Origin of the sequence: Synechococcus sp. H55.8, assembly GCF_047462375.1 — a bacterium.
In the GTDB taxonomy this organism is placed as follows: Bacteria; Cyanobacteriota; Cyanobacteriia; order Thermostichales; family Thermostichaceae; genus Thermostichus.
This window is the reverse complement of record NZ_JANSJC010000021.1, coordinates 27,701-48,846: the sequence shown is the minus strand read 5'-3', so window position 1 is coordinate 48,846 and position 21,146 is coordinate 27,701. Positions and strand designations below refer to the sequence as shown.

Annotated in this window: 21 protein-coding genes; 7 read left to right on the top strand and 14 right to left on the bottom strand. The window is 60.8% G+C overall.

Annotated elements, in window-relative coordinates; genetic code table 11:
- Position 1 precedes the first annotated feature (1 nt).
- Positions 2-1,285, top strand: coding sequence for an RNA-guided endonuclease InsQ/TnpB family protein (locus NW862_RS09720; protein WP_414427129.1), 1,284 nt, complete (start codon positions 2-4; stop codon positions 1,283-1,285).
- Positions 1,286-1,398: 113 nt separating this feature from the next.
- Complete coding sequence (pheS, locus tag NW862_RS09715; RefSeq protein ID WP_414335728.1) at positions 1,399-2,400, top strand: phenylalanine--tRNA ligase subunit alpha; 1,002 nt, start codon at positions 1,399-1,401, stop codon at positions 2,398-2,400.
- A 212-nt stretch (positions 2,401-2,612) separates the two neighbouring features.
- Here the strand turns inward: pheS and NW862_RS09710 are convergent, their stop codons facing one another.
- The 13 genes from NW862_RS09710 to NW862_RS09650 form a co-directional block, all read right to left on the bottom strand.
- On the bottom strand, positions 2,613-2,909 hold the full coding sequence (locus NW862_RS09710; RefSeq protein WP_414335729.1) for a PipX family protein: 297 nt from the start codon (positions 2,907-2,909) through the stop codon (positions 2,613-2,615).
- 197 nt (positions 2,910-3,106) lie between these two features.
- Positions 3,107-3,682 carry a TIGR04376 family protein gene (locus tag NW862_RS09705; protein ID WP_414427128.1) on the bottom strand — a complete coding sequence of 192 codons (576 nt, stop codon included), beginning with the start codon at positions 3,680-3,682 and terminating at the stop codon, positions 3,107-3,109.
- An 82-nt stretch (positions 3,683-3,764) separates the two neighbouring features.
- Positions 3,765-4,520: an ABC transporter ATP-binding protein gene (locus NW862_RS09700; RefSeq protein WP_414335732.1), complete on the bottom strand. Its 756-nt coding sequence runs from the start codon at positions 4,518-4,520 to the stop codon at positions 3,765-3,767.
- A 65-nt stretch (positions 4,521-4,585) separates the two neighbouring features.
- Positions 4,586-6,361, bottom strand: a complete 1,776-nt coding sequence (locus tag NW862_RS09695) for an MBL fold metallo-hydrolase (RefSeq protein WP_414335734.1) — start codon at positions 6,359-6,361, stop codon at positions 4,586-4,588.
- 227 nt (positions 6,362-6,588) lie between these two features.
- Positions 6,589-8,070, bottom strand: a complete 1,482-nt coding sequence (locus NW862_RS09690) for a cellulose synthase (RefSeq protein ID WP_414427127.1) — start codon at positions 8,068-8,070, stop codon at positions 6,589-6,591.
- 107 nt (positions 8,071-8,177) lie between these two features.
- Positions 8,178-8,447 carry a 50S ribosomal protein L27 gene (gene rpmA, locus NW862_RS09685; protein WP_414335737.1) on the bottom strand — a complete coding sequence of 90 codons (270 nt, stop codon included), beginning with the start codon at positions 8,445-8,447 and terminating at the stop codon, positions 8,178-8,180.
- Between the two features lie 59 nt (positions 8,448-8,506).
- Positions 8,507-8,914: a 50S ribosomal protein L21 gene (gene rplU / locus NW862_RS09680; RefSeq protein WP_414335739.1), complete on the bottom strand. Its 408-nt coding sequence runs from the start codon at positions 8,912-8,914 to the stop codon at positions 8,507-8,509.
- 251 nt (positions 8,915-9,165) lie between these two features.
- A complete protein-coding gene (locus NW862_RS09675) occupies positions 9,166-9,915 on the bottom strand; it encodes a photosystem reaction center subunit H (protein WP_414337143.1) in 750 nt (249 codons plus the stop codon).
- Positions 9,916-9,986: 71 nt separating this feature from the next.
- Positions 9,987-10,268: a chaperone modulator CbpM gene (locus tag NW862_RS09670; RefSeq protein WP_414336116.1), complete on the bottom strand. Its 282-nt coding sequence runs from the start codon at positions 10,266-10,268 to the stop codon at positions 9,987-9,989.
- Positions 10,265-11,197, bottom strand: coding sequence for a DnaJ C-terminal domain-containing protein (locus NW862_RS09665; RefSeq protein WP_414336118.1), 933 nt, complete (start codon positions 11,195-11,197; stop codon positions 10,265-10,267). The genes NW862_RS09670 and NW862_RS09665 overlap by 4 nt, the downstream gene beginning before the upstream one ends.
- Before the next feature lie 127 nt (positions 11,198-11,324).
- The gene (locus NW862_RS09660) at positions 11,325-12,086 is read right to left on the bottom strand and encodes a ChaB family protein (RefSeq protein WP_414336120.1); all 762 of its coding nucleotides are present in this window, start codon (positions 12,084-12,086) and stop codon (positions 11,325-11,327) included.
- Positions 12,087-12,325: 239 nt separating this feature from the next.
- Complete coding sequence (locus NW862_RS09655) at positions 12,326-13,174, bottom strand: M28 family peptidase (protein WP_414427126.1); 849 nt, start codon at positions 13,172-13,174, stop codon at positions 12,326-12,328.
- Complete coding sequence (locus NW862_RS09650) at positions 13,171-13,947, bottom strand: HAD family hydrolase (protein ID WP_414347488.1); 777 nt, start codon at positions 13,945-13,947, stop codon at positions 13,171-13,173. The genes NW862_RS09655 and NW862_RS09650 overlap by 4 nt, the downstream gene beginning before the upstream one ends.
- 144 nt (positions 13,948-14,091) lie before the next feature.
- On the opposite strand from NW862_RS09650, the gene lpdA reads away from it, so the two are divergent.
- The 3 genes from lpdA to NW862_RS09635 all read left to right on the top strand — a co-directional run bounded on the left by lpdA (position 14,092) and on the right by NW862_RS09635 (position 17,591).
- Positions 14,092-15,474 carry a dihydrolipoyl dehydrogenase gene (gene lpdA / locus NW862_RS09645; protein ID WP_414333768.1) on the top strand — a complete coding sequence of 461 codons (1,383 nt, stop codon included), beginning with the start codon at positions 14,092-14,094 and terminating at the stop codon, positions 15,472-15,474.
- A gap of 99 nt (positions 15,475-15,573) precedes the next feature.
- Positions 15,574-16,881, top strand: a complete 1,308-nt coding sequence (locus NW862_RS09640; protein ID WP_414333770.1) for a class I SAM-dependent methyltransferase — start codon at positions 15,574-15,576, stop codon at positions 16,879-16,881.
- A gap of 65 nt (positions 16,882-16,946) precedes the next feature.
- Positions 16,947-17,591, top strand: a complete 645-nt coding sequence (locus tag NW862_RS09635) for a DUF305 domain-containing protein (protein ID WP_414333772.1) — start codon at positions 16,947-16,949, stop codon at positions 17,589-17,591.
- Positions 17,592-17,779: 188 nt separating this feature from the next.
- Here the strand turns inward: NW862_RS09635 and NW862_RS09630 are convergent, their stop codons facing one another.
- Complete coding sequence (locus NW862_RS09630) at positions 17,780-17,980, bottom strand: hypothetical protein (protein ID WP_414333773.1); 201 nt, start codon at positions 17,978-17,980, stop codon at positions 17,780-17,782.
- 458 nt (positions 17,981-18,438) lie between these two features.
- Between NW862_RS09630 and NW862_RS09625 the strand changes: the two genes are divergently transcribed.
- A complete protein-coding gene (locus NW862_RS09625) occupies positions 18,439-20,208 on the top strand; it encodes a dipeptide ABC transporter ATP-binding protein (RefSeq protein ID WP_414347480.1) in 1,770 nt (589 codons plus the stop codon).
- A 148-nt stretch (positions 20,209-20,356) separates the two neighbouring features.
- Positions 20,357-21,109, top strand: coding sequence for a response regulator transcription factor (locus NW862_RS09620; protein ID WP_414333777.1), 753 nt, complete (start codon positions 20,357-20,359; stop codon positions 21,107-21,109).
- The last annotated feature ends 37 nt before the right edge of the window (positions 21,110-21,146 follow it).

Below are 21,146 nucleotides of genomic sequence, written 5' to 3'. Positions count from 1 at the left end.
AATGATGCGAGTCGTTAATATAGCTTTGGATCGCCACTCAGCACCAATGGACTACGGCTGTCAACAGGTTCTGATTCAGGACAGGAAGCTAGTAGCCCTACTGGAGTACCTCTGCCAGCAGTCTAACAAGGTCTACAACTGTGCTCTGTACTATGCTCGCCAAGTCTATTTCAAGACCAAGCGACTGGTAAGCTACGCTCAGCTCTGCAGAGAGATGGTGAGAACCAAGAACAAGCACTTTGCGGCGATGTACGCTTCCTCTGCACAGCAAACTTGCAAGTCAGTAGCAGAAGCACTAACTAGCTTTAAGTCGCTTTTGCAAGCGCAGCCGAACGCAAAGCCCAGGTTGCCGCACTACCGTAAGGCTGGACTGTTCCCTGTAGCCTACCCGAAGCAATGGCTGAAATTCCAAGAAGGGCAGGTCAGAGTGCCTCTCGGCAAACAAGTCAAGGCGTGGTTTGGCCTAGACGCTTTCTGGGTGCAGTTCCCTACCCATTTGCGGTGGGAAGACCTCAAGGAACTCAGAATCCTACCCCGACATGGGGTGTTCTACCTAGAGTGGGTGTATGCCAAACCTTCTCAACCACAGCCCCTTGACCCAACAAAAGCGTTGGCAATTGACCACGGAGTTGACAACTGGCTTGCCTGCGTCAGCAATCTAGGGCACAGCTTCATCATCGACGGGCGCAAGGTTAAATCTTTTAACCAGTGGTACAACAAAGAGGTGGCCAGGCTCAGAACTAATAAACCACAAGGCTTTTGGTCTCGCCGCCTCAGTTGTCTCACTGAGAAAAGAAATCGTAGGATGCGGGATGCCGTCAACAAAGCCGCTCGCCTGGTTGTCAACTCCTGTCTGGAGCACTCTATTGGGAAAGTTATCTTTGGCTGGAACAAAGGGCAAAAGCAAGCGTGCAACCTAGGCAAGGTTAACAACCAGAGCTTTGTCTTCATTCCCACCGAGCGGTTGAAGAGGCGCATAGAGGAGCTATGTCAGCAATACGGCATTGAGTTTATCGAGGTTGATGAGGCGTACAGTTCCCAGGCCAGCTTCTTGGATGGGGATGAGCTGCCTAACTATGGTGAAAAACCCGACGGGTGGCAAGCATCTGGGAAGCGAGTAAAGCGGGGACTGTACCAAACGGCAACGGGATGGTTGGTCAATGCGGATGCTAATGCTGCGGCCAACCTGCTGAAAAAAGTAAGCAGAACCTTGGGGCTCTGTCTCAAGGAACTGTCTAGGGGCGTCTTGACAACGCCTTTGCGAGTCCGTCTGTGGACTGCGTAAGAATCCCCCGACTTTAGTCGGTGGGAGTGTCAAGACCGGGCTTCCTCCTGTGATACTTTTGTAGGGACTTATTCAGCCCTTCGGGGATCCCTTCTGCCCTTGGAATTGGCCCCATGCAAGACGCAAAAGACACGCTCCGCCAGCAGCTTCTCACCCTGCAAAGCGAGGCTCTTGCCCAAGTGGAACAAGCCGCCGATCTGGAGGCTCTGGAGCAGCTCCGCATCGACTACCTGGGCAAAAAGGGCAAGCTCTCCAAGATCTTGGGAGGAATGGGGAAGCTGCCCCCAGAAGAACGGCCTGCGATTGGCGCTTTGGCCAACACCTTCAAAGAGTCTCTCCAATCCAGCCTGGAGCAGCGCAAGCAGGCCCTTGGCGAAGCTCAACTGCTGCAGCGCCTAGAAGCAGAGCGGCTGGATGTCACCATGCCGGGGCCGCGTCGGCCTCTGGGGCGGATCCACCCTTTGCAGGCCACCATCGACCGCATGCTGGATATTTTTGTGGGGATGGGCTACACGGTGGTGCACGGCCCGGAGATCGAGACGGAGTACTACAACTTCGAGGCCCTCAACACCCCTGCCGACCACCCGGCGCGGGACATGCAGGATACCCTCTACCTAGAAAAGGGCTATCTGATGCGCACCCAAACCTCTTCGGTGCAGGTGCGCTACATGGAGCAGCACCAGCCGCCGCTGCGCATTGTCCATGCCGGGCGAGTGATGCGCCGCGATACCGTCGATGCCACCCACTCTGCCGTATTTCACCAGATGGAAATTTTGGCGGTGGGCGAGAACCTCACCTTTTGCGACCTGAAGGGTACCCTCAAGGAGTTCGTCACTCGCCTGTTGGGCCAGCGAGAAACCCGCTTTCGCCCCAGCTATTTTCCCTTCACCGAGCCTTCCGCCGAGATGGACGTGCGCTTTGGCTCCAAGTGGCTGGAGATTTTCGGCTGTGGCATGGTGGATCCCAATGTGTTTCAGGCGGTGGGCTATGACCCGGAGCGCTACACCGGGTTTGCGGCAGGGATCGGCATCGAGCGAATGGCCATGCTCCTACACGGCATTCAAGATATCCGGCTGTTCTACAGCAGCGACCTGCGCTTTCTGTCCCAGTTTTAGGTTTTATCGTCATTTCAAGGCTTCGTTTGCGCCAGCGACGCGGGGCGCTATTCTCGACTCCCCTCTCCCTCAGGGAGAGGGGCTGGGGGTGAGGGGAGTGGCGAGGGACGCGTGGGAAGTGTCTTAATCTAGTTTGAAGTGGCCATAAGCGGCTGTCTGGGGGGACGTAACCCTTGCCCTAAGGTCATGCCAGACTCTCAGAAGGAGCCCCGCTAGGAAAAGGTTTGCTTATAGATCAACTGCAGTTGTTCTAGCTCGTCTTGACGAGCGGCGCGGCGCAGCAGGCGCATCTGCTCTTCGATGAGTTGGCGAGCCTCGTTACGGCTAATCGGATCAAAGACCAGCTCCTCCACGGCAGCAGGATCCCCGTTGTTATCCGGCGGCTTGAAGTAAACCCGAAAAAAGAGCCTTTGAGCATAAAGGGTGGTGAAGATGGCCTGACTTTCGTCAACCCGACACAGGCTGTAGAGCAAACCAAATGTGGGGTGATTCAGATACAACTCATTCATGCCCAATAGCGTATCACTCTTGGTGGAGAAGAGGGGCTTTCCTTCTCGTTCGGTGGCGGAGAAAGTCTCCGAAGCGATTTTGCTCCGGCTCTTAAGACCGAGAGCTGAAATTATAGGTTCCACCCAGCTTGATTTTGGTTTGGCTGTTGCAACTGGATTCGAGGTTAACAAAGTTTTTCTGGGCACAGGTCGGGCTGCTACCGCCGCTGCTGTTCCCCCACCTTTTTCTTCATGTCATCCAATTCCTTATCTACCGCCAGCCGCATCTCCAGCCGACGAAATTCTTCCTCCAATTTATCCTCCTCAAACAGCTTTTCCCAGGGGCTAACCCGCTCGGCGGCAGTTTTGGCTTGTGCGGCTTTGACTTCTTGTAGCTTGGTTTGTACCTCTTGGCGGCGCTGGGCAATTTGCGGCAGTAGAGCTTCCAGTTGCCGGATTTTCTCCTCTAGGGATTTCCCTTGGTTGAACAACCGGCTCCCTTGCTGCAGCAGTTCGGCTTCGCGTCTGCGTGCCCCTTCGGCCAGATCGGGGCGGTTGGCCTGCTCAGCTTTTTCGATGCGAAAGTGCCAGGTCTTGATCTCCTCGCCCAGCTTGGCGAGAGCTTCGCTGAGGGCCTGCTTCTGAGCGCGGCTTTCCTGTAACAGGCGTCGAGTATCCTCTTCCTGCTGGCGCAACTGCTCGTCGAGGGCTTGCAACTCGATCTCGGGGTGGGCCCTGAGGAATTCCTCTAGGCGGGTTTCCAAAAATCGGATGATATCTTCGATCAATTTCACGGTCTGATCCTGCCGAGCGCTCAGTTGCGTTTAGGCTAGCGCAAGCCGGCTCGTTCCCGATAGGCCCCCGTTGGATCCCGGCCTAGGCCAGCAAATGCCCATCGGCAACTCGGATGATGCGCTGGGCGACCTGGGCCACTTTCAGGTCATGGGTAACCACGACAAGGGTAATGCCCTGGCGGTGGAGCTCGGCAAAAAGGTTGAGCACTTCCTGACCGGTGTGGCTGTCCAGGGCTCCTGTGGGCTCGTCAGCCAACAACAGTTGCGGTCGGTTGACGACGGCCCGGGCAATGGCCACCCGCTGCTGCTGGCCCCCGGAGAGCTGGGCTGGGCGCTGGTGCAGTTTGCTCCCCAAGCCCACTTGTTCTAAAGCTTGCTTGGCCCGCCGGCGCTGTTCTGGCTCCGGGATCCCGGCATAGGCCAAGGGGAGCATGACGTTTTCCAGTGCTGTCAGAACAGGCAGCAGATGAAACTGCTGGAAGACAAAGCCGATCTTTTGGTTGCGAATCCGGGCCAGCTCCCGATCCGTCAGGGTAGAGACTTCCACGCCGTCCAGCCAGTAGCGCCCTGAGCTGGGCCGATCCAAACAGCCCATGAGGTTCATCAGGGTGGACTTGCCGGAGCCCGAGGGCCCCATGATGGCGCAATACTCTCTCGGCCAGATCGTTAGGTTGATGTCGTAGAGGGCCTGAAAGCTGCCTTCCGGCAGTGAGTAGACCTTGTTCACCCCAGCCATCTGCACCACGGGCGGGCGGGGTGGGATCAAGGCGTCGGCTGATCGCTCCAGGGATCCGACCGGCCCCTGACGGCGAGCTGCCCAGGGTTGTTGCTCAGGCATGGTGGCTACCGCGACTTGTCCCATTCTAGCCTTTGGGCTGCTGTGGCTTCGGGGCTTGTTGGAAGCTAACCGGAAGAGCGGATTTCCAGCGGCTGATGGTAAGGACAGCTTCCTTGCGGATCCACCCGGAGGCGGTAGAGGGGAGAGCGCTCTTGGTCGCAGCGAAAGGCTTGGGCTTGTGAGGTCAAGATCTGGCGGGCAAAGCGGCAGTTCTGGCACTTTCTGCCACCGTTATGGGTGGAGGCAGAAGTCTGTTTTGGACGCGACATGATTCCTGCTGGGGCGGGGGCAGCCTCTGCCGGACGGATCAGCTCCCGTGGAGCAAGGCCGCGCAGCACCAGTTCGGATCCCTGCCAGCGGGCTTCCACCAGGCCGGTATCGGCCCAGGCGGCCCAGCGGGGATCCTGGGCGATCTGGGGCGGCAGACGCACCTGCACTCCGGCCAAGGCGCGGGGCGGGCCCTGTTCCTGCCAAATTTCTTCCACCTCCCCCTCGTAGCGCACCGCGGGATCCCTGACCTCGGCAGGAGCATCTGGGGGCTGGATCGGGGTTTGCAGGCGCCCGTCGGCCAGCTCTAGCCAATGGCCAGACTGGGGGCAGTGGACATGGTAGCGATTGCACAGCTCTGGCAGATCCGCCAGATCCTGCGCTTGCTGGGGGCTGGCGTGCACCAAAACCAGATGTTGGGGGCGAAAGGTGTGGATGATCTGGGTGAGATGCCCGACATCGTTGTGGCTGTGCCAGGTCATCCATTCCACCGCCAGGCGGGAGCGCAGCGGTGCCGGCCAACGCTCAAACGGGGTGGCCAGCTCCACTTCCGGCAGCCGCAGCAGCAGACAGGAGCGCTGCGGTTGGGCCAACAACCTCGACCAAATGGGATCCCAGGCCTTGGGATCAGCATCGGCATCGCACAGCAGCAGGCCTTGGGGCAGAGGATCCGCCTCCGTGAGGGGCTGCACCTGTGGCTGTAGGCGGTCTTCCCAAAACAAGGGCTGGTAGGTGGCGAAGTTGCGCACCGGCTCCGGCAGGTAGGGGAGCAAGCGTTCGTAGAGCTCGCAGCCTGCCGCCAAACCCGGCGCCACCCACACCTTCAGTGCTTGGGGAGATTGGGTAAAGCGGTGGTGGGCCTTGAGGAGAAAGATCAGCTCCTGCCCCAGCCCCAACACCGGCAGCGGCAACAGCACCGTTTGCCCCGCTTCCAGGGCGCTGAGCAACCGCTCCACCAGGCGATTTTCCAGATGACGACGGGGCGGATGGCGGGTGGATCCCAGCGAGGCTTCGATGAGCAGCACGTCCGGCTGCCAGTGGCGCAAAGCGGCGAGATCCAGGCCGGGGGCAAAGCGAGTTGAGGCCAGGGAACAGTCGCCGGTGTACACGCAGGTTTGGGCTGGAGTGGTCTGGGTATTTTGCAGCAGGGTTGCCGCCGCCCCTGGCAGGTGCCCGGCCGCAAAGAAAGTGAGCATCAGGTGGGGCAAGATCTCCCGCGCCCGGCCAAAGGGCAGCGCCCGAAAAGGGGGAAAGCGAATATCCCGGTCGTAGCCTGGCCAAACACCGCGCTCCCACAACCCGCCGGCCAAATGAGCCGTCACCGGGGTGGCGTAGAGGGGCACCTGCGGGTAGCGACGATGAAAGGCGGGCAGCCCCTGCAGATGGTCAAAGTGAGCGTGGCTGCAGATCACCGCGTCTGGGATCCCTGGCAGGGCCTTGAAGAGGGAGGAAGCAGGCAAACCGCAATCGAGGAGCAAGCGGTGGGATCCCATCTCCAGCCAGTAGGCACAGCCTTGCTGCCGGGGATCTGTGCCCAGGGGAAACAGTCGAAGGGGGGGTCTTTCTGACTCCACAGGTGTGCCGTTCTTAAACCCAGAAAACTGCGTTCAATTCTGCAAACATCAGGGGCAACTTGGCCAGGGATCCCGCCTCTCCACCGGTACGCCTCCCCGGAGAGTTGGGGGCAACCTGTGCCGAGTCAATCGTTGTATGTTTCTCACAGCATAGCGTTTGCCCACCAGCCGCTGCGGCAGCCTGCAATTCTATCTCTGCAGCAGCCAATGGATGTTGGCTGGGCAGTTTAGGGGTTGGCGCTCTCTTCCGTCGCCGCACTGCTGCTGGACAGGGCAAAGCCGGCAAAATCGTGATCGTCGGGGCGCACTGTCAGGATCATCAGGTTGTAGAAGGCCCAAACCAAGCCAAAGATCAGCTCCGGCCAGCTCGGATCCCAGTTGCCGGCAAAGCGCAGGGATCCCACCCCCATCGCCAGCAAGGTCAGCACAATAGCCAGCGCCTGCGGGCCGAGGGAAAGCTGGGACGGCTGTTCAGGATAGGGGATCCCGCCTCGCAAGCTCTGCACCAGCGCCTGGATAGACTGGAAGAACTGGCTGCCCGTCTGCCGTTCTGACCGCCACGCGGCCCCCCACAGCGAGGGGGGGAAGGCCAGCAGCCAGGTGATCCGCCCCAGCAGGGCATAGGGCAAAAACCAGGCGAAAAAGACCCTGTCAAAGGCCGGCACCGGCATCCAGCCCGTGCAGAGAAAGAGGATGGGCACCGCCAAATAGGCCAGCTCCGCCACGCCGCCAGCAGCCCAGAGGGCCAGCCACAGGTACTGGAAGCGCTGCTGCTGCGTGGTGGCCTTGCCCCAGAAGGGGTTTTCCCGCAAGGCCGAAAAAATCGCCAGCAAAGCCACGCGACGGTTGCGCAAGGGCAACAAAACGCCGGTGACCTGGGCCTGGCAAGCCAGGTGGGACTGCCAGCCGCGGCAGTGCATCTGACACCCCAACTGCACAGGGCGGCGGATATCGATCTGCGGGATCCCCTCCAGGGCTGCCCGCCGAATGAGACAGCCGGATCCCAACAGGGGCGCCGTCTGGTAGCCCTGGGATCCCACCGCCAAAAGCTGCTGTAGGGGGTGGACGGCCTGGGGCCGGCCCAGGGTGCGCAGCATCGCCTGCACAAAGCCGGTGGCATTGGCGATGGGAGCCCGCTCTGGCGAGTCGTAAAACAGGGGCAACGTCTGCCACAAAAAATCCGGCTCGACAAAATGGCCCGGCTGCAACAGGAGCAGATACTCCCCTTGGATCTGGCCGCATCCCAGCATGTAAGCCAGGGGATCCAGGGTTGGCCTGGGGCAAGGCCAGTACTCGCAGGGGATGGCCCGCGCCACTTTAGCCATCTCCGCATCTTCCACCCGATCCACAACATGGACAAACAGCCGCTCCCAGGGGTAATCCAGGCGCAGGGCCGAGAGCACCGTCTGCCGGGTCGCTTCCACAGAATCCCGCTGGCGCATCACCAGCACATCCACCCGCGGCAGTTGAAAAAACGCCCGCCGCAGCACCTCCGGCGTCGGCACTCCCTTTCGCGGCACCTGGGGATAGCGGCTGAGGATAAAGCCCACCGCCGCCAGCCAAACGTACAGCTCGGCCCCCCAAAACACAAGGGATCCCAGACCGGTCAGCCCGGCTGTGATGCGCCAGTAGAGGTATGCCACCCCGGCAATGAGGTGGAGCAACCCCACGCCACGAAACAAGTACACCCGCACAGCCCCAGATCTCACAGGCGCTCCACACAGAATTGGGCATTGGGCCAAGCTGGGATCCCTCTGTTGGCTTGGGGGGGATGGGACAAATGGGCTGTCCTGGCCAGAACGGGAAAAAAGGCCACCTATTGGGCAGCCGCCTCAGCCGGGTAAACGCTCACCTTCTGCCGCCGTTTGCCGTAGCGCTCAAAGGTGACAATGCCGGTGGCTACCGCAAACAAAGTGTCATCGCCGCCGATGCGCACGTTCACCCCTGGGTGAAACTTGGTGCCCCGCTGTCTCACCAGGATGTAGCCGGGATGCACCAGCTCGCCGCCAAAGCACTTCACCCCCAGCCGCTTGGCATTGGAGTCGCGGCCGTTGCGGGTGCTGCCGGTTCCTTTCTTGTGAGCCATAATGCCTCCTGTGCAAGTGTGTCGTCGCCGAAGATAAGTTGGGATCCTAAGTTTAGGGTCTATTCCTCCGCCTCGGGGATCCCGGCTGCAGCAATTGCCATCTCAGAAGTGGATGGCGAGGCAGCCTGAGCGGCGGCCAGTGGCGCCCCGTTGAGTTCGATGGACTCGATCAGCACACGGGTGAGCGGCTGCCGATGGCCTCTTTTCTTGCGGGTCTTTTTCTTCGGCCGCATCTTGTAGACGATGATTTTGTTGCCGCGGCGGTGCTGCAGAACCCGCGCCCTGACCACGGCCTCGGCAATATAGGGACGGCCTAGGGTCACCTGTCCCTCATGGTTAATCAACAACACCTGGGACAGGGTCAAAGGGCTGTTCTCTTCTGTGCCGGGCAGGCGATCGATGTCGTAAAAGCGCCCCGGCTCTACCCAAAGCTGCTTGCCACTGGTTTCCACAATCGCGTAGGTCATGCCTTTTCCTTGCCGTACAGGTGCCCCTGCGGGTCTTGAAACCTGATCCGAGCATTGACAGCGATTTTTAATGCTAGCGGAAAAACCTGCCCTCTGTCAGCTGGGGCTATTCCCTCACCCCCATCCCCTCTCCCAAAGGGAGTCAGCCCAAGCGCTCCGCGCCGCTCACGCGACCACCCCCGGCCCTTCTCCCAAAGGGAGTCAGCCCTCACCCCCGCCCCCTCTCCCTTTGGGAGAGGGGAGTTGGAGCATCACTCGGTTAGTTTCTCCCAGGCGGCCTGGAGGGCAGCTTGCATGCGCTGGGCGGCGCGGCTGAGGCGCTGCTGCCAGGTTGTCCATTTTTGCTGCAAAAACTCTGCCGCCTCATCCAGCAGGGAGAGGTCGAACTTGCCCCCTTTGGCCAGCTCGTCCCGCACCTGCTTGACCTTGACGCGCACCACCTCCGGCGGATCCTGGGGGCCGACCAGGGCTTTGAGGCGCTCCCCCATGCGCTGGATGAGCTGCTTGACTTGGCGGGATTTTTCGCTCCAAAAGTTCTTTAGGCCCTCAGTCTCCGATTTGAGGCGCTGGGGAGCATCTTCCTTGACCACCACCGCGTCCACGTCGATGGCCTCTACATCCTCAGGTAAGAGGACGGCGCGCCCTCCCCAGGGCTCAGCAATGCTGCCCCCCAGGATGTAAGCAGCAATGGATCCGGTCTCCCAGTCGAAGAGAAAATCCTCAATCCAACCCACTGGCTGATCCCCAATGCGCACCGTTCGCCGGTAGAGGGAGCTGAGGGGCGTTGCCGGGGTGGCGAAAACGGCGGAGTAGGTCAGCAGCGCGTCCGGCCCGATGAGCGAGATCTGCTCCAGGGGAGTGTAGCCCTGCTGGCTGGTGAAGTAGCAGACCCGTCCCTGGGGATCGACCCAGATTTCTTCGACGGTGCCCAGGGCCGTGGCGGTGCTGCCATCCAGGGCCAGCAGGCCCACCACTTGGCTGCGTCGGATGATCTGTTCCATGAGGAGTTCTCCTTAATTAAAGTTGACAAGGAGCAGGGTTCAGTGGGGTTGTCGTAGGGGTTCCGGGATCCTCAAAACCCGCGGTAGTGGTGGAGCTGCGCCCTGAGGCGGGCAATTTCCTGGGCCATGTCCAAAACCATCGCCGCCCCAACCCAGTTGAGGCCCAAGTCGCGATGCAGACGGATCATCTGGAGCAGGCGCCTGAGCTGCTGGGGGGTGAGGTAGCTGCTTTCGGCTTCCACCAAACCGTGGGCCAGCAGCCACTCCAAGAGGTGGGGCGGGATCCCAGCTACTTCGCTGGCCTGCTCAAAGGTATAGAGGCGTTCTTCCAACCGCACAATGGCCAAGCTCATAGCCTCACCTCCTGCAAGTAGGCGCGGGGATCCCAGCTCCGATTTTGCCGCAGTTTCTCGTAAAGATCCCGCTCAGTGGGGGAGAGGGATTTGGGCGTGACAACCTTTAGCCGCACCAGCAGGTCGCCTCGCTGCCCTTGGGGATCCCGCCAGCCTTGGCCGCGCAGCCGCAGGGTTTGGCCGCTATCGACGCCGGCAGGGATCTTCAGTTGCACCCGACCGGTGGGGGTGGGCACTTCCGCCGTGCCGCCCAAAACCGCCTCATCGGGCGTGATGGGCAGCTCGCAGAGCAGGTTGTCGCCGTCAAAGCGGAAGAAGGGGTGGGGAGGCAGCTCCAGGGTGAGGTAGAGATCCCCCCTCGGCCCGCCGAAGGGGCTATATTGGCCTTTGCCCTTGACGCGGATGCGGCTGCCGGGTTTGGCGCCGGCAGGGATACGGATGGTGAGGGTTTCGCCATCCACGCTCAGCCGCTTTTGGGTGCCGTGGAAGGCTTCTGCCCAGGTGAGGCCTAGCGTGGCTTCTACGTCTTGCCCTGGCAGATCCACCGAGACAAACGGCCCAAACCCGGTGGTGAAACCCTGGAAGCCGCCGCGGCGGGATCCCATGCGGCCCAGCAGATCGTTGATGAAGTCCTCAAAGTTGGTGTACTGGGCAAATCCTTCCATGCCCGGCCCTGCCGCCGCACCGCTGCCCACCCGTTGCCAGTACTGGCCAAACTGGTCGTAGCGCCGCCGCTTGTCCGGATCCGAGAGCACCTCGTAGGCTTCGTTGATCTCCTTGAAGCGCTCCTCGGCTGCCTTGTTGCCGGGGTTAACGTCGGGGTGATACTGGCGAGCCAGCTTGCGATAGGCGCGCTTGATCTCCTCTAAAGAAGCATCTCGGCTGACGCCCAGGATCTGGTAGTAGTCCTTGAAATCGCTCGCAGCCATAAGCTCACCCCTACGAAATCAGGTTAAGGCTTTTCAGGATACTTCTCAGAATGTAAGGTGGGTATTGAAGAGACGGAGCCACGGCGGGGCAGTTGGCTCTGCTCCTGCTGTTGAGAAGCTATCTGGGCTAGGGCTTGCGCCTGGAAAAGATCCCCTTGTCGTCCCTTGTGAAAACTTGTTTGACCTTTTCCCAAGCCTTGAGCAGCGCTTGGGCGACGGGGTTGCCCTCTGCCTTGGCCTGGTTATAGGCTTCCACAAAGGTTTGCTGGGCTTCTTCTGAGAGATCGGCGCGGATTTCTGGGGAGATGGTCTCCGGCGTCAGGTTGCCTTCTGGCTCACTGGGCAAGTTCAAGTCGGCAGTGGCCACCTCTTCGCCGCCGGCACTTTGCAACAGCAAGTAGATTTCGCCGGCTTTTTCCTCCGGCACCTGCACCACCAAGAGGAACTCACCTGCTTGCACCCGGGTTTGGTAGATGGCAGCTTTCTCCTGCGGCATGCCCAGGGCAATGAGGGCGGATCCCAGCCCCGCTCCCAGCGCCCCGTAGAGAGCGCCACCGGTTGCCCCCAGCAGCGCCGCTCCCAAGGGCCCGGCGGCCACCACCGCTCCCAAAAAGGGAATAAACAGCACCCCTACCCCTGTAAGTAGCCCCAACAGGGATCCAAACAGGGATCCATAAATGGCGCCGCTGGTCAACCCGTCGAGAACCACATCCTTGCGGGTGATAAAGCCGCTGATTTTGGCTTCCGTTTGAAAATTGCGGCCAATGATGGAGATGCGATCGTTGGGGATGCCGCGGTTGAGCAGGCGCTGGATGCACTCTTGGACTTTGGCTTCTTCTTTAAAAACGGCAGAAACGCACTTTTTGGGGGCTTGGGCGAAGGCACTCATAAAAGCTCCTGGGAAAGTTTTGGCCGAGAAGGCTGAGGGCAGCTTTTGGCAAGCTTTTCCCCTCTTTGCCCATGCCGCCCATTATCTCCCTCTGCCGCCTCAGGGGAAGTCGAGGGATCGCGAAACTCCTGGAGCGATCTCCGTACTGAGGAGGCCTGCCCAAGCGCTCCGCGCCGCTCACGCGACCACCCCCAGCCCCTCTCCCTCAGGGAGAGGGGAGTTGGGAATCGAGGTCGCGGCTAGAGGGATCCAAGACCTTGCCTCAAGCCCTGGCAGACCCCCAGTAAAAAGTCAAGATCTAGGGTCTCAAGGGTGTCGCTGAGCTTGTGGTAGTGGGGGTTGCGCAAGAAGGCGGTGTCGGTCACCATAACCGCGGGGTAGCCTACATCCCAAAAGGGGGAGTGGTCGCTAAGGCGGGTAAGCGGCAGGATCAAACCCCGCTGGCCGGCCGGCAACCAGCAACACGGGATCCCCGCCTGCTGAAAACTGTGCTGTAGCCTCAGCAGATCCCCCAGGGCGGGCCAGTTGCCAATCAGGCCAATGTAATCCCCCCGGTCAGGGTAGAGCCGCTCCAGGCCGGCGGGGTAGCGCTGGGATCCGGGCGTGGGATCGCGGTAGCCCAGCATCTCCAGAGAGAGCATCAGCCGCAGGGGTTGGCGCTGTTGTCTAAGAAAGCGCGCGTAGGCCTTGCTCCCCAGCAGGCCCCGCTCTTCTAGGTCAAAGGCCACTAGCCACAGGGAGGAAAGGGCGGGATGGGTGGCAAAATGGCGGGCCAGCTCCAGCAGCACCGCCACACCGCTGGCGTTGTCGTCGGCTCCAGGGGTGGCCGGGGCAGCGTCAAAATGAGCCCCGACCAGAACGGGCGGTCGGCGGGGATGGGATCCCGGCAATTTCAAGATCCAGTTGCGGTGCTGGCAGCCCCGAGCCTCGAAGGAGAAAGATTCTACAAGCCCATAGCGGGAAAGCTCCTCTTGGATGTAGCGCTCCACCTGGCTGTGGCCCAGGGGCGACCAGTCGGGATCCCGCGGCTGGGCCACTTGCTGCAGGTGATCCCGGAGGCGCTGTTGCAGGTGGGGATCTTGGATCACTTTTCTTGCTCGGCAAGGGCTTGGGCATGAACCTGGCGGGCCAGCTCCAGGGTGAAGTAGCGGTGGGATCCCGCCCTTCCCGCCAGCACCTGAAACGGCAACTCAGGCTCCCCCAGGTGATCCAGCACCAAGGCTGCTCCGGAAAAGTCTTGCTCCCGGGTGTAATCGTTAACCGTCACCACGGCGGGGATGCCCGCCTGCTGGGCCGAGCGCAGCCCGTTCTCAGAGTCCTCAAAGGCCAGGCACTCCTGGGGGCGCAGCCCCATCTGTTCCAGCGTGTAGAAGTAGATGTCGGGGGCGGGCTTTTTGGCGGGGACAATATCGCCGGCAGCGATCACCTCAAACCAGCTCAGGCTCTCCGGCAGGGTGTGCTCCAGAAGGGCCGTCACGTTTTCGGGCGTGGTGGTGGTGGCGATGGCCAGGCGGATCCCGGCGGCTCTGGCCTCCTGCAAGAGGCGCTTGACTCCGGGGCGCAAGGGGATCCCTCCTTGGGCCAGCAGAGCTGTGTAGTGGCGGGTCTTGGCCTGGTGCAGCCGGGCTATTAGGGCCGTCAGGTCTTCCCCGGCAGGCAGCGGCGGCTGACAGGTCTCGACGAAGTGGCGAATGCGCTCTTTGCCGCCCGTAATAGCCAGGAGCTGGCCGTAGAGCTCCACCGACCAGTGCCAGTCCAAGCCTGCCTCGGCAAAGGCGGCGTTAAAGGCCACGCGGTGCCCATCCCGCTCCGTATCCGCCAGCGTGCCATCCACGTCGAAAATCAAAGCTTGCAGTTCCATGCGCACCCCCCGTTCCCACCCCGCCAGCCTCCTGTCAACTGGGCAGGCGACCCTATGCTACCTCATGGTTTGGATGCTCTCAGCCAGGTTCCTGGGAAGGCCAACAAGATGAGAAAATGAGGCACCGGTTATCCAAGTCTCGCCATGAGCTTCGATTTTGACTTGATCATCATTGGTGCCGGCGTCGGCGGCCACGGCGCAGCGCTGCATGCCGTCGAATCCGGCCTCAAAACCGCCATCGTCGAAGGTGCGGAAATGGGCGGCACCTGTATCAACCGCGGCTGCATCCCCTCCAAGGCTCTGCTGGCCGCCTCCGGCCGCCTGCGGGAACTGCAACACAGCGCTGGGCTGGGCATCCAAGTGGGATCCGTCCAGGCTGACCGGGGGGCGATTGCCAATCACGCCACCCAGGTGGTGGAGAAGATCCGCGCCGACATGACTCGCTCCCTGGAGAAGCTGGGGGTAACAATCCTGCGAGGGCGGGGCAGGCTGGCGGGATCCCAAATGGTTGAAGTCCAGGAAGAGAAGGGATCTCGAACCTACACGGCGCGGGATGTGATTCTGGCCACGGGTTCCCGACCCTTTGTGCCGCCGGGGATCCAAGTAGATGGCCGCACGGTCTTTACCAGCGACGAGGCGGTGCGGTTGGAGTGGATCCCGGAGCGGCTGGCCATCATCGGCAGCGGCTACATTGGCCAGGAGTTTGCCGACGTCTACACGGCGCTGGGATCCCAGGTCATTCTCATCGAGGCCCTGGAGACCCTGATGCCGGCCTTTGACCCCGACATTGCCCGCCTGGCCCAGCGGGTGCTGATCAAACCCAGGCAAATCCAGACCTATGTGGGCGTGCTGGCCAAGCAGGTGATCCCTGGCCAGCCGGTGACGATCCACCTCTCTAATGGCGAGACACTGCAGGTGGATGGCTGCCTGGTGGCCGCCGGTCGGATCCCGGTCTCAGAAGGGCTGGGCCTGGCGGAGCTGGGGGTTATCACGGACAAGCGCGGCTTTGTACCCGTAGATAGCCGCATGGCCACCGAATTGCCCCACCTCTGGGCCATTGGTGATGTGACGGGCAAGCTGATGCTGGCCCACGCGGCAGCGGCCCAGGGGCGGGTGGCGGTGGAAAACATCTGTGGCCGCCCTGCTTACATGGATTACCTGAGCATCCCGGCGGCGGTGTTCACCCACCCGGAGATGGGCTTTGTGGGGCTAACCGAGCCGCAGGCCAAAGCCGAGGGCTACAGCGTGGGCACGGTGCGCACCTACTTTGGTGGCAACTCCAAGGCCATCGCCTCTGGCGAGACGGAGGGCATGGTCAAGCTGGTCTTCGATAAGGAGGCAGGGCTTTTGCTGGGATCCCACATTTTTGGGCCGCATGCTGCGGATCTCATCCACGAGGCGGCCCAGGCCATCGCCCGCCGCGCCACGGTGCAAGAGCTGGCCCGCCTGGTGCACGTTCACCCCACCCTGGCAGAGACGCTGGAGGAAGCCTACCGGCGAGCTGCCCACAGTTTGACCGCAGCCTAGCCGTGCCCTGCTGCCGACCGACACGGGCCGACTTGACGGCCAAAACCGGTCTAAAAACCTACAAAGACTCTTAGGATAGGGGGGAAGAGGTGGGAGGACGTGGCTTTGGCCAACGAAGCGGAGATCACCCAGGCGGTGCAGGCCCAGTACGAGGCGTTTCCCTACCCGCCCGTTCCCTACGACCGGCCCTTTGAGGGCTTTTCCAGTCTGGGCAGCTACATTCTGGCCCAATACGCCCGCACCCGCACCTTGCAGAAGCCCAGCGGGGCCAGATTTTTGGTGGCCGGCTGCGGCACCGGCTGGGAGGTGCACGGCATTGCCGCCAGCAACCCCGGCTATGGCGCCGTGGTCGGGATCGACCTCAGCCGCCCGGCCCTGGAGATCGCCCAAAAACGGATCAAGTACCACGGCCTGCGCAACTGCTCAGTGCACTATGGGGATCTGATGGATCCCTCCACTTGGCCGGAGGGGAGCTTCGACATGATCAGCTCCTATGGGGTGATCCACCACACCGCCGATCCGGTCAAGGCTTTGAGAAACTTGGCCTCGCGCCTAGCTCCCGAGGGGGTAATGGCGCTGATGCTCTACAACCGTTCTGGCCGTTGGCACCTCTACCGCATTCGCCGCGCTCTGGAGCTGCTGGGGATTACTCCGCCGGCCACCCCGGAAAAGATCGAATTTGTGCGGCAATTGTTAAAGGCAGCCCATCCCAGTTCCATGCTGGCCCGGCATGCCAAGGCCCACGAGGAATACTACTTACCAGATGAGAACATCGTCGATAACTTCTTCCATGCCAACGACATTCCTTTTGACATCGGCGAGATCCCCGACCTTTTGGCCCAGGCGGGTCTGGAGTTTATCGATGTTGCCCCCTACTTGGACTATTGGAATGCCAAGCCCTTAATTGCCGCCACCCACCCGGAGTTCCACCGCCGCTACGAGGCCCTCGCCCGCATTGATCAACTGCGGGTCATCGAGTACTTGGAGCCCCTCTACCACACGCAAAATCTCTTTTGGTGCTGCCACCAGGGCAAGAAGGTGGCCAACTGGGATCCCTTCACAGCCGAGTTTTTCCGTAGCTCCCGTTGGCAGCTTAACCCCCTCTTTCTCCAGCACGGCCAGGTGCGCTACTGGGATCAAAAGATCCCCCTTTCGGATCTGCTGGGCAAGGTGGATCCGGCCCAGATTGTGACCCAAAAGATGGACATCTTCTGGCCCATTGCTCGGATCCCTGGCAAGATGATCGCCTCCAGCCGCCACCAGGTGGTGGAGCTGCTGCTGCCTCTGGCCAACCAAGCCCGCTCCGGCAGCGAGATTTTGGATCAGCACGCCGAGAGAGCCGAGCACGTCCTTCATCTGTTTCAACAGTGGGAAGCCGACCGCTTAGTTCTCCGAGTTGCTTCCTAACTCCCCAAAGGGAGTAGGGGAGAGGCTGTAGAATACAAGGCCGTTGTCGCCAGGAAGAAATAGCGATGCTCTTCAACAAGACTGCCCGTGGTCTGCTCCTTGCCGGCGCATTTGTCCTCAGCACTCCGTGGGTTGGCGGGGGGGTGAGGACAGAGGCCGCTTCCCACGACACCAATAGGGATCCCTCTGTCCCCATGGCTCACCTGATGAGCCTCGGCCCTGCAGATGAATCCTTTGATCTGCGCTTCCTCGACGCCATGATCCTCCATCATGAGGGAGCTGTGAGCATGGCTGAAGAAGCCCTGCAAAAATCCCGGCGGCGGGAAATTCGTCAATTGGCAGAGGCTATCTTGACGGCCCAAAGCCAAGAAATCGAGCAAATGCGGGCGTGGCGGCTGAGCTGGTACCCACAAGCTCCACAGGATCCCATGATGTGGCACGAGGAAATGGGGCACCTGATGGCCATGACCCCAGAAATGATCTCCCACATGCGCATGGATACAGACCTGGGATCCGCCGACCGAGAGTTTGACCGGCGATTTCTGCAGGCGATGATCCAGCACCACGAGGGGGCTTTGAGCATGGCCGGAGAGGCACTGAAGAAATCCAAGCGCCCCGAGATCCGTCAACTGGCAGAGGCGATTGCGGTTACCCAGCAGACGGAGATCCAGCAGATGCGCGCTTGGCAAAAGCAGTGGTATCCGCAGTAGGGTAGGGCTAGCTACAGGGATCCCTGCCCCATCCGTAGATCTATCCCAGAAGGCTGGACAGGACGGGGGCACCCTCTCAAGGGGTTCAAGCTCGTCACCATGCGGGGGGCGGAGACGGCTCTCTTGAGGGCTCTTCCGCCCCCCACTAAACTACAGGGCAAGTTCTAGACCCGATCTGGGCACTGTCTTCAATCAAGGCCGGGCTTTTTACAAGGATCGGAAGTAGCCTTCACCTCTTGGCGCAGAATGGCTTCAACCAGCTCGTCCAGAGCTTCTAGGTCGGATGGATCATAGCTTCTTTCCCAGAGGATTTGGTTAATGCTGGACTCCTGCTGTGGAGTTAGAATCGAGGATTTTAAAACTTCATCGAGGATCTCGGGAATGCTCATCTTAACCTCGCCATCTGAAGTCAGAATTTATAAACCTAGCCTATAGAATGCCGGAAGTGCCCTTGGATAGCCATCGCGAGGATCACGTATTTTGACGATCAAAATCCGGGGTGATCCATGCAAAGCTTTCGGGGAAATCGCCAATGGTAGTTTTACCGAGTTTGGCTATGGGTGCTGTCTAAATCTACGAGCTTCTCAGGATCTTCTCCGATAAGCGTGTCTAGCGATGAGGGCAGCTTGTGCCTCACAATCTAACCTATATATCTATATCTCTCTATAATCTCTCTATACTATCGACACTTCCTGGACACCTGCTGAAATCTCTCATTTGAGTTCTTAAAAGGCAAGCCTGCTGCAAACCCCAAAGCCCTCAACCTCCCCTTGGGAACTGGAGAGAACTTGGGCAGCCGGGGTCAGTGGTCTATAATCCTGCCAATCCTCCTATTGCCATAGTCGCCATGGCTGATGCTGCTCTTGTTGCCGAGGCTGCCCTGTTGACTGTACAAGGGCTACGGGTTTTCTTGCCCAGCCGCCCGGTTGGTCTTGGCAGGACAGAGGTGGTGGATGGGCTGTCTTTTCGGATAGGGATCGGCCAGACTTTGGGCCTGGTGGGGGAGTCGGGATCCGGCAAAACCATGACTGCCCTGACGCTGATCGATCTGTTGCCCAGCTCGGCCCGGGTGGAAGGCAAAATCCTCTTCAGGGGCCCCAACGGCACGGTGGACTGGCTGCGGTTGGATCCCCAGGAACGGCGGCGCTACCGCGGAGCCCAGATCGCCATGATCTTCCAAGAGCCGAGCACCGCCCTCAACCCCCTCTACACCTGTGGCCAGCAATTGCAGGAAACCCTGCGGGCCAACACCTCCCTAACCCCGACGGAGATCCGCGCCCAAGCCATCCGCCTGTTTGAGGAGGTGCAGCTTTCTCCCCAGATGCTGGAGCGCTACCCCCATCAGCTCTCTGGCGGCCAAATCCAACGGGCGGCTATTGCCTGTGCCATCGCCTCCAACCCCAAACTGTTGATTGCCGATGAGCCGACCACCGCTCTGGATGTAACGGTACAAGCCGAGATCTTGCGCCTGCTCCGGGATCTGCAACAGCAGCGGCAGATGGCGATCCTCTTCATCACCCACGACCTCAATTTGGTGGCGGAATTGGCAGATCAGGTGGTGGTGATGTGCCGCGGCCAAGCTGTGGAACAAGGATCGGTGGAGCAGATCTTTGGCAATCCCCAGCACCCCTACACCCGCGGCCTGCTGGCCTGCCGCCCGGTGTTGGAGCGGCGGTTGCGGCGACTGCCCACCGTCCAGGATTTTCAGGAGAAGGGGGGATCCCTCGAGGAGCGGTGGCAGCAACTGGAGATCCCAGCCGCCGAAGAGGAAGAACGGCTGCGCCGGATAGGCAGCCAGCCCCCTCTGTTGCAGGTGCGGGATCTGCGCACCCACTATGCCGTCCGTCGCGGGCCATTGGGCCGCCAGGTGGGCGAGATCCGGGCTGTGGACGGGATCAGCTTCGACCTGTATCCGGGGGAAACCCTGGGGGTGGTGGGAGAGTCCGGCTGCGGCAAAACCACCCTGGGGCGAACCCTGCTGCGCCTGATCCGCGCCAGCTCCGGCCAGGTAATCTACAACGGGGAGGATTGGCTCCGCCTGCCGCCTCAACGCTTACGCCGCCGCCGCCGCGAGATTCAGCTTATCTTTCAGGATCCGGCGGCTGCCTTGGACCCGCGCATGAGTGTGGGAGCCAGCGTCATGGAGCCGATGGCGCTGCACGGGATTGGGAGAAACGCCGCCGAGCGCCGGGCACGAGCCCAACGCCTGTTTGAACGAGTTGGGTTGGATCCCGAGGCGCTGGATCGGCTGCCCCACCAATTTTCGGGAGGACAGCGGCAGCGGATCTGTATTGCCCGCGCCCTGGCCTCAGAGCCGCGCCTGGTCGTCTGCGATGAGGCGGTGTCTTCCCTGGATGTCTCCGTGCAGGCCCAGGTGCTGAACTTGCTCAAGGATCTGCAGGAGGAACTGGGGCTGACCTACCTGTTCATCTCCCACGACTTGAGTGTGGTCAAGTTCATGAGCGACCGCATCCTGGTCATGAACCGAGGCCGCATCGAAGAAATCGGCCCTGCTTTCCAGATCTACCGGCAGCCGCAGCAGGACTACACCCGCCGCCTTATCGCCGCCATTCCCAAAGGGGATCCGAAAAAGCGTGGTGCCCGCCAAGCCGGATGAAGGGTTTCCCCTGGAGCCGCACCCACGCACCTCCCGGCCAGATTTGCAATGAGGCTAGAATTAAGTAAACTTTGAGTCGTAAAGCTTTGGACTCCTTGTTAGCTGATTTAACAAAACGTTTTATCCGCAGTGTGGGCTGCAACCGGCTATGGCTCGCATACTCATCATTGAGGACGACCCTTCGATTCTGGATATTCTGCGTATCAATCTGGAGTTGGCGGGCTACGAGGTCGTGAAGGCCACCGATGGGGTACGCGGACAAGCACTGGCTCTGCAGGTTCTCCCGGATCTCATCATTCTCGACCTGATGCTGCCCCAGGTGGATGGCCTGACGGTTTGCCAGCGCTTGCGGCGGGAGGAGCGCACCAGCGAGATCCCGATCCTGATGCTCACCGCCCTTGGCCAAACCCAAGATAAGATCGAAGGCTTCAATGCCGGTGCCGACGACTACCTAACCAAGCCTTTTGAGGTGCAGGAGCTGCTGGTGCGGGTGCGGGCCCTGTTGCGTCGCTCGGATCGGATCCCACAGGCGGCCAAGCACGGCGAGATCCTCACCTATGGCCCTCTCACGCTGGTGCCGGAGCGGTTTGAGGCGCTGTGGTTCGGCAAAACCATCAAGCTCACCCACCTGGAGTTTGATCTGCTCCACTGCCTGATGCAGCGACATGGCCAGACGGTTTCCCCCAGCGAAATCCTGCAGGAGGTGTGGGGCTACGAGCCTGACGACGACATCGAGACCATCCGCGTCCATATCCGCCACCTGCGCACCAAGCTGGAGCCGGATCCGCGCCACCCCCAGTACATCAAGACCGTCTATGGGGCGGGCTACTGTCTGGAGCTGCCCAACATCGCCGATCCCGGCCCACCGCAGCCAGAACTGGCGAAAGAGTCCCTCAAGTAATGCTTGAGGATGTTGCTCACACAACTGCTAATCTAGG

Coding starts and splice junctions, on each gene's coding strand:
- NW862_RS09675 (WP_414337143.1), bottom strand. CDS start 9,915: ATGGAACAGATCATCCGACGCAGCCAAGTGGTGGGCCTGCTGGCCCTG.
- NW862_RS09720 (WP_414427129.1), top strand. CDS start 2: ATGATGCGAGTCGTTAATATAGCTTTGGATCGCCACTCAGCACCAATG.
- NW862_RS09635 (WP_414333772.1), top strand. CDS start 16,947: ATGCTCTTCAACAAGACTGCCCGTGGTCTGCTCCTTGCCGGCGCATTT.
- rpmA (WP_414335737.1), bottom strand. CDS start 8,447: ATGGCTCACAAGAAAGGAACCGGCAGCACCCGCAACGGCCGCGACTCC.
- NW862_RS09660 (WP_414336120.1), bottom strand. CDS start 12,086: ATGAGTGCCTTCGCCCAAGCCCCCAAAAAGTGCGTTTCTGCCGTTTTT.
- NW862_RS09670 (WP_414336116.1), bottom strand. CDS start 10,268: ATGAGCTTGGCCATTGTGCGGTTGGAAGAACGCCTCTATACCTTTGAG.
- NW862_RS09710 (WP_414335729.1), bottom strand. CDS start 2,909: ATGAATGAGTTGTATCTGAATCACCCCACATTTGGTTTGCTCTACAGC.
- lpdA (WP_414333768.1), top strand. CDS start 14,092: ATGAGCTTCGATTTTGACTTGATCATCATTGGTGCCGGCGTCGGCGGC.
- pheS (WP_414335728.1), top strand. CDS start 1,399: ATGCAAGACGCAAAAGACACGCTCCGCCAGCAGCTTCTCACCCTGCAA.
- rplU (WP_414335739.1), bottom strand. CDS start 8,914: ATGACCTACGCGATTGTGGAAACCAGTGGCAAGCAGCTTTGGGTAGAG.
- NW862_RS09665 (WP_414336118.1), bottom strand. CDS start 11,197: ATGGCTGCGAGCGATTTCAAGGACTACTACCAGATCCTGGGCGTCAGC.
- NW862_RS09625 (WP_414347480.1), top strand. CDS start 18,439: ATGGCTGATGCTGCTCTTGTTGCCGAGGCTGCCCTGTTGACTGTACAA.
- NW862_RS09630 (WP_414333773.1), bottom strand. CDS start 17,980: ATGAGCATTCCCGAGATCCTCGATGAAGTTTTAAAATCCTCGATTCTA.
- NW862_RS09620 (WP_414333777.1), top strand. CDS start 20,357: ATGGCTCGCATACTCATCATTGAGGACGACCCTTCGATTCTGGATATT.
- NW862_RS09650 (WP_414347488.1), bottom strand. CDS start 13,947: ATGGAACTGCAAGCTTTGATTTTCGACGTGGATGGCACGCTGGCGGAT.
- NW862_RS09700 (WP_414335732.1), bottom strand. CDS start 4,520: ATGCCTGAGCAACAACCCTGGGCAGCTCGCCGTCAGGGGCCGGTCGGA.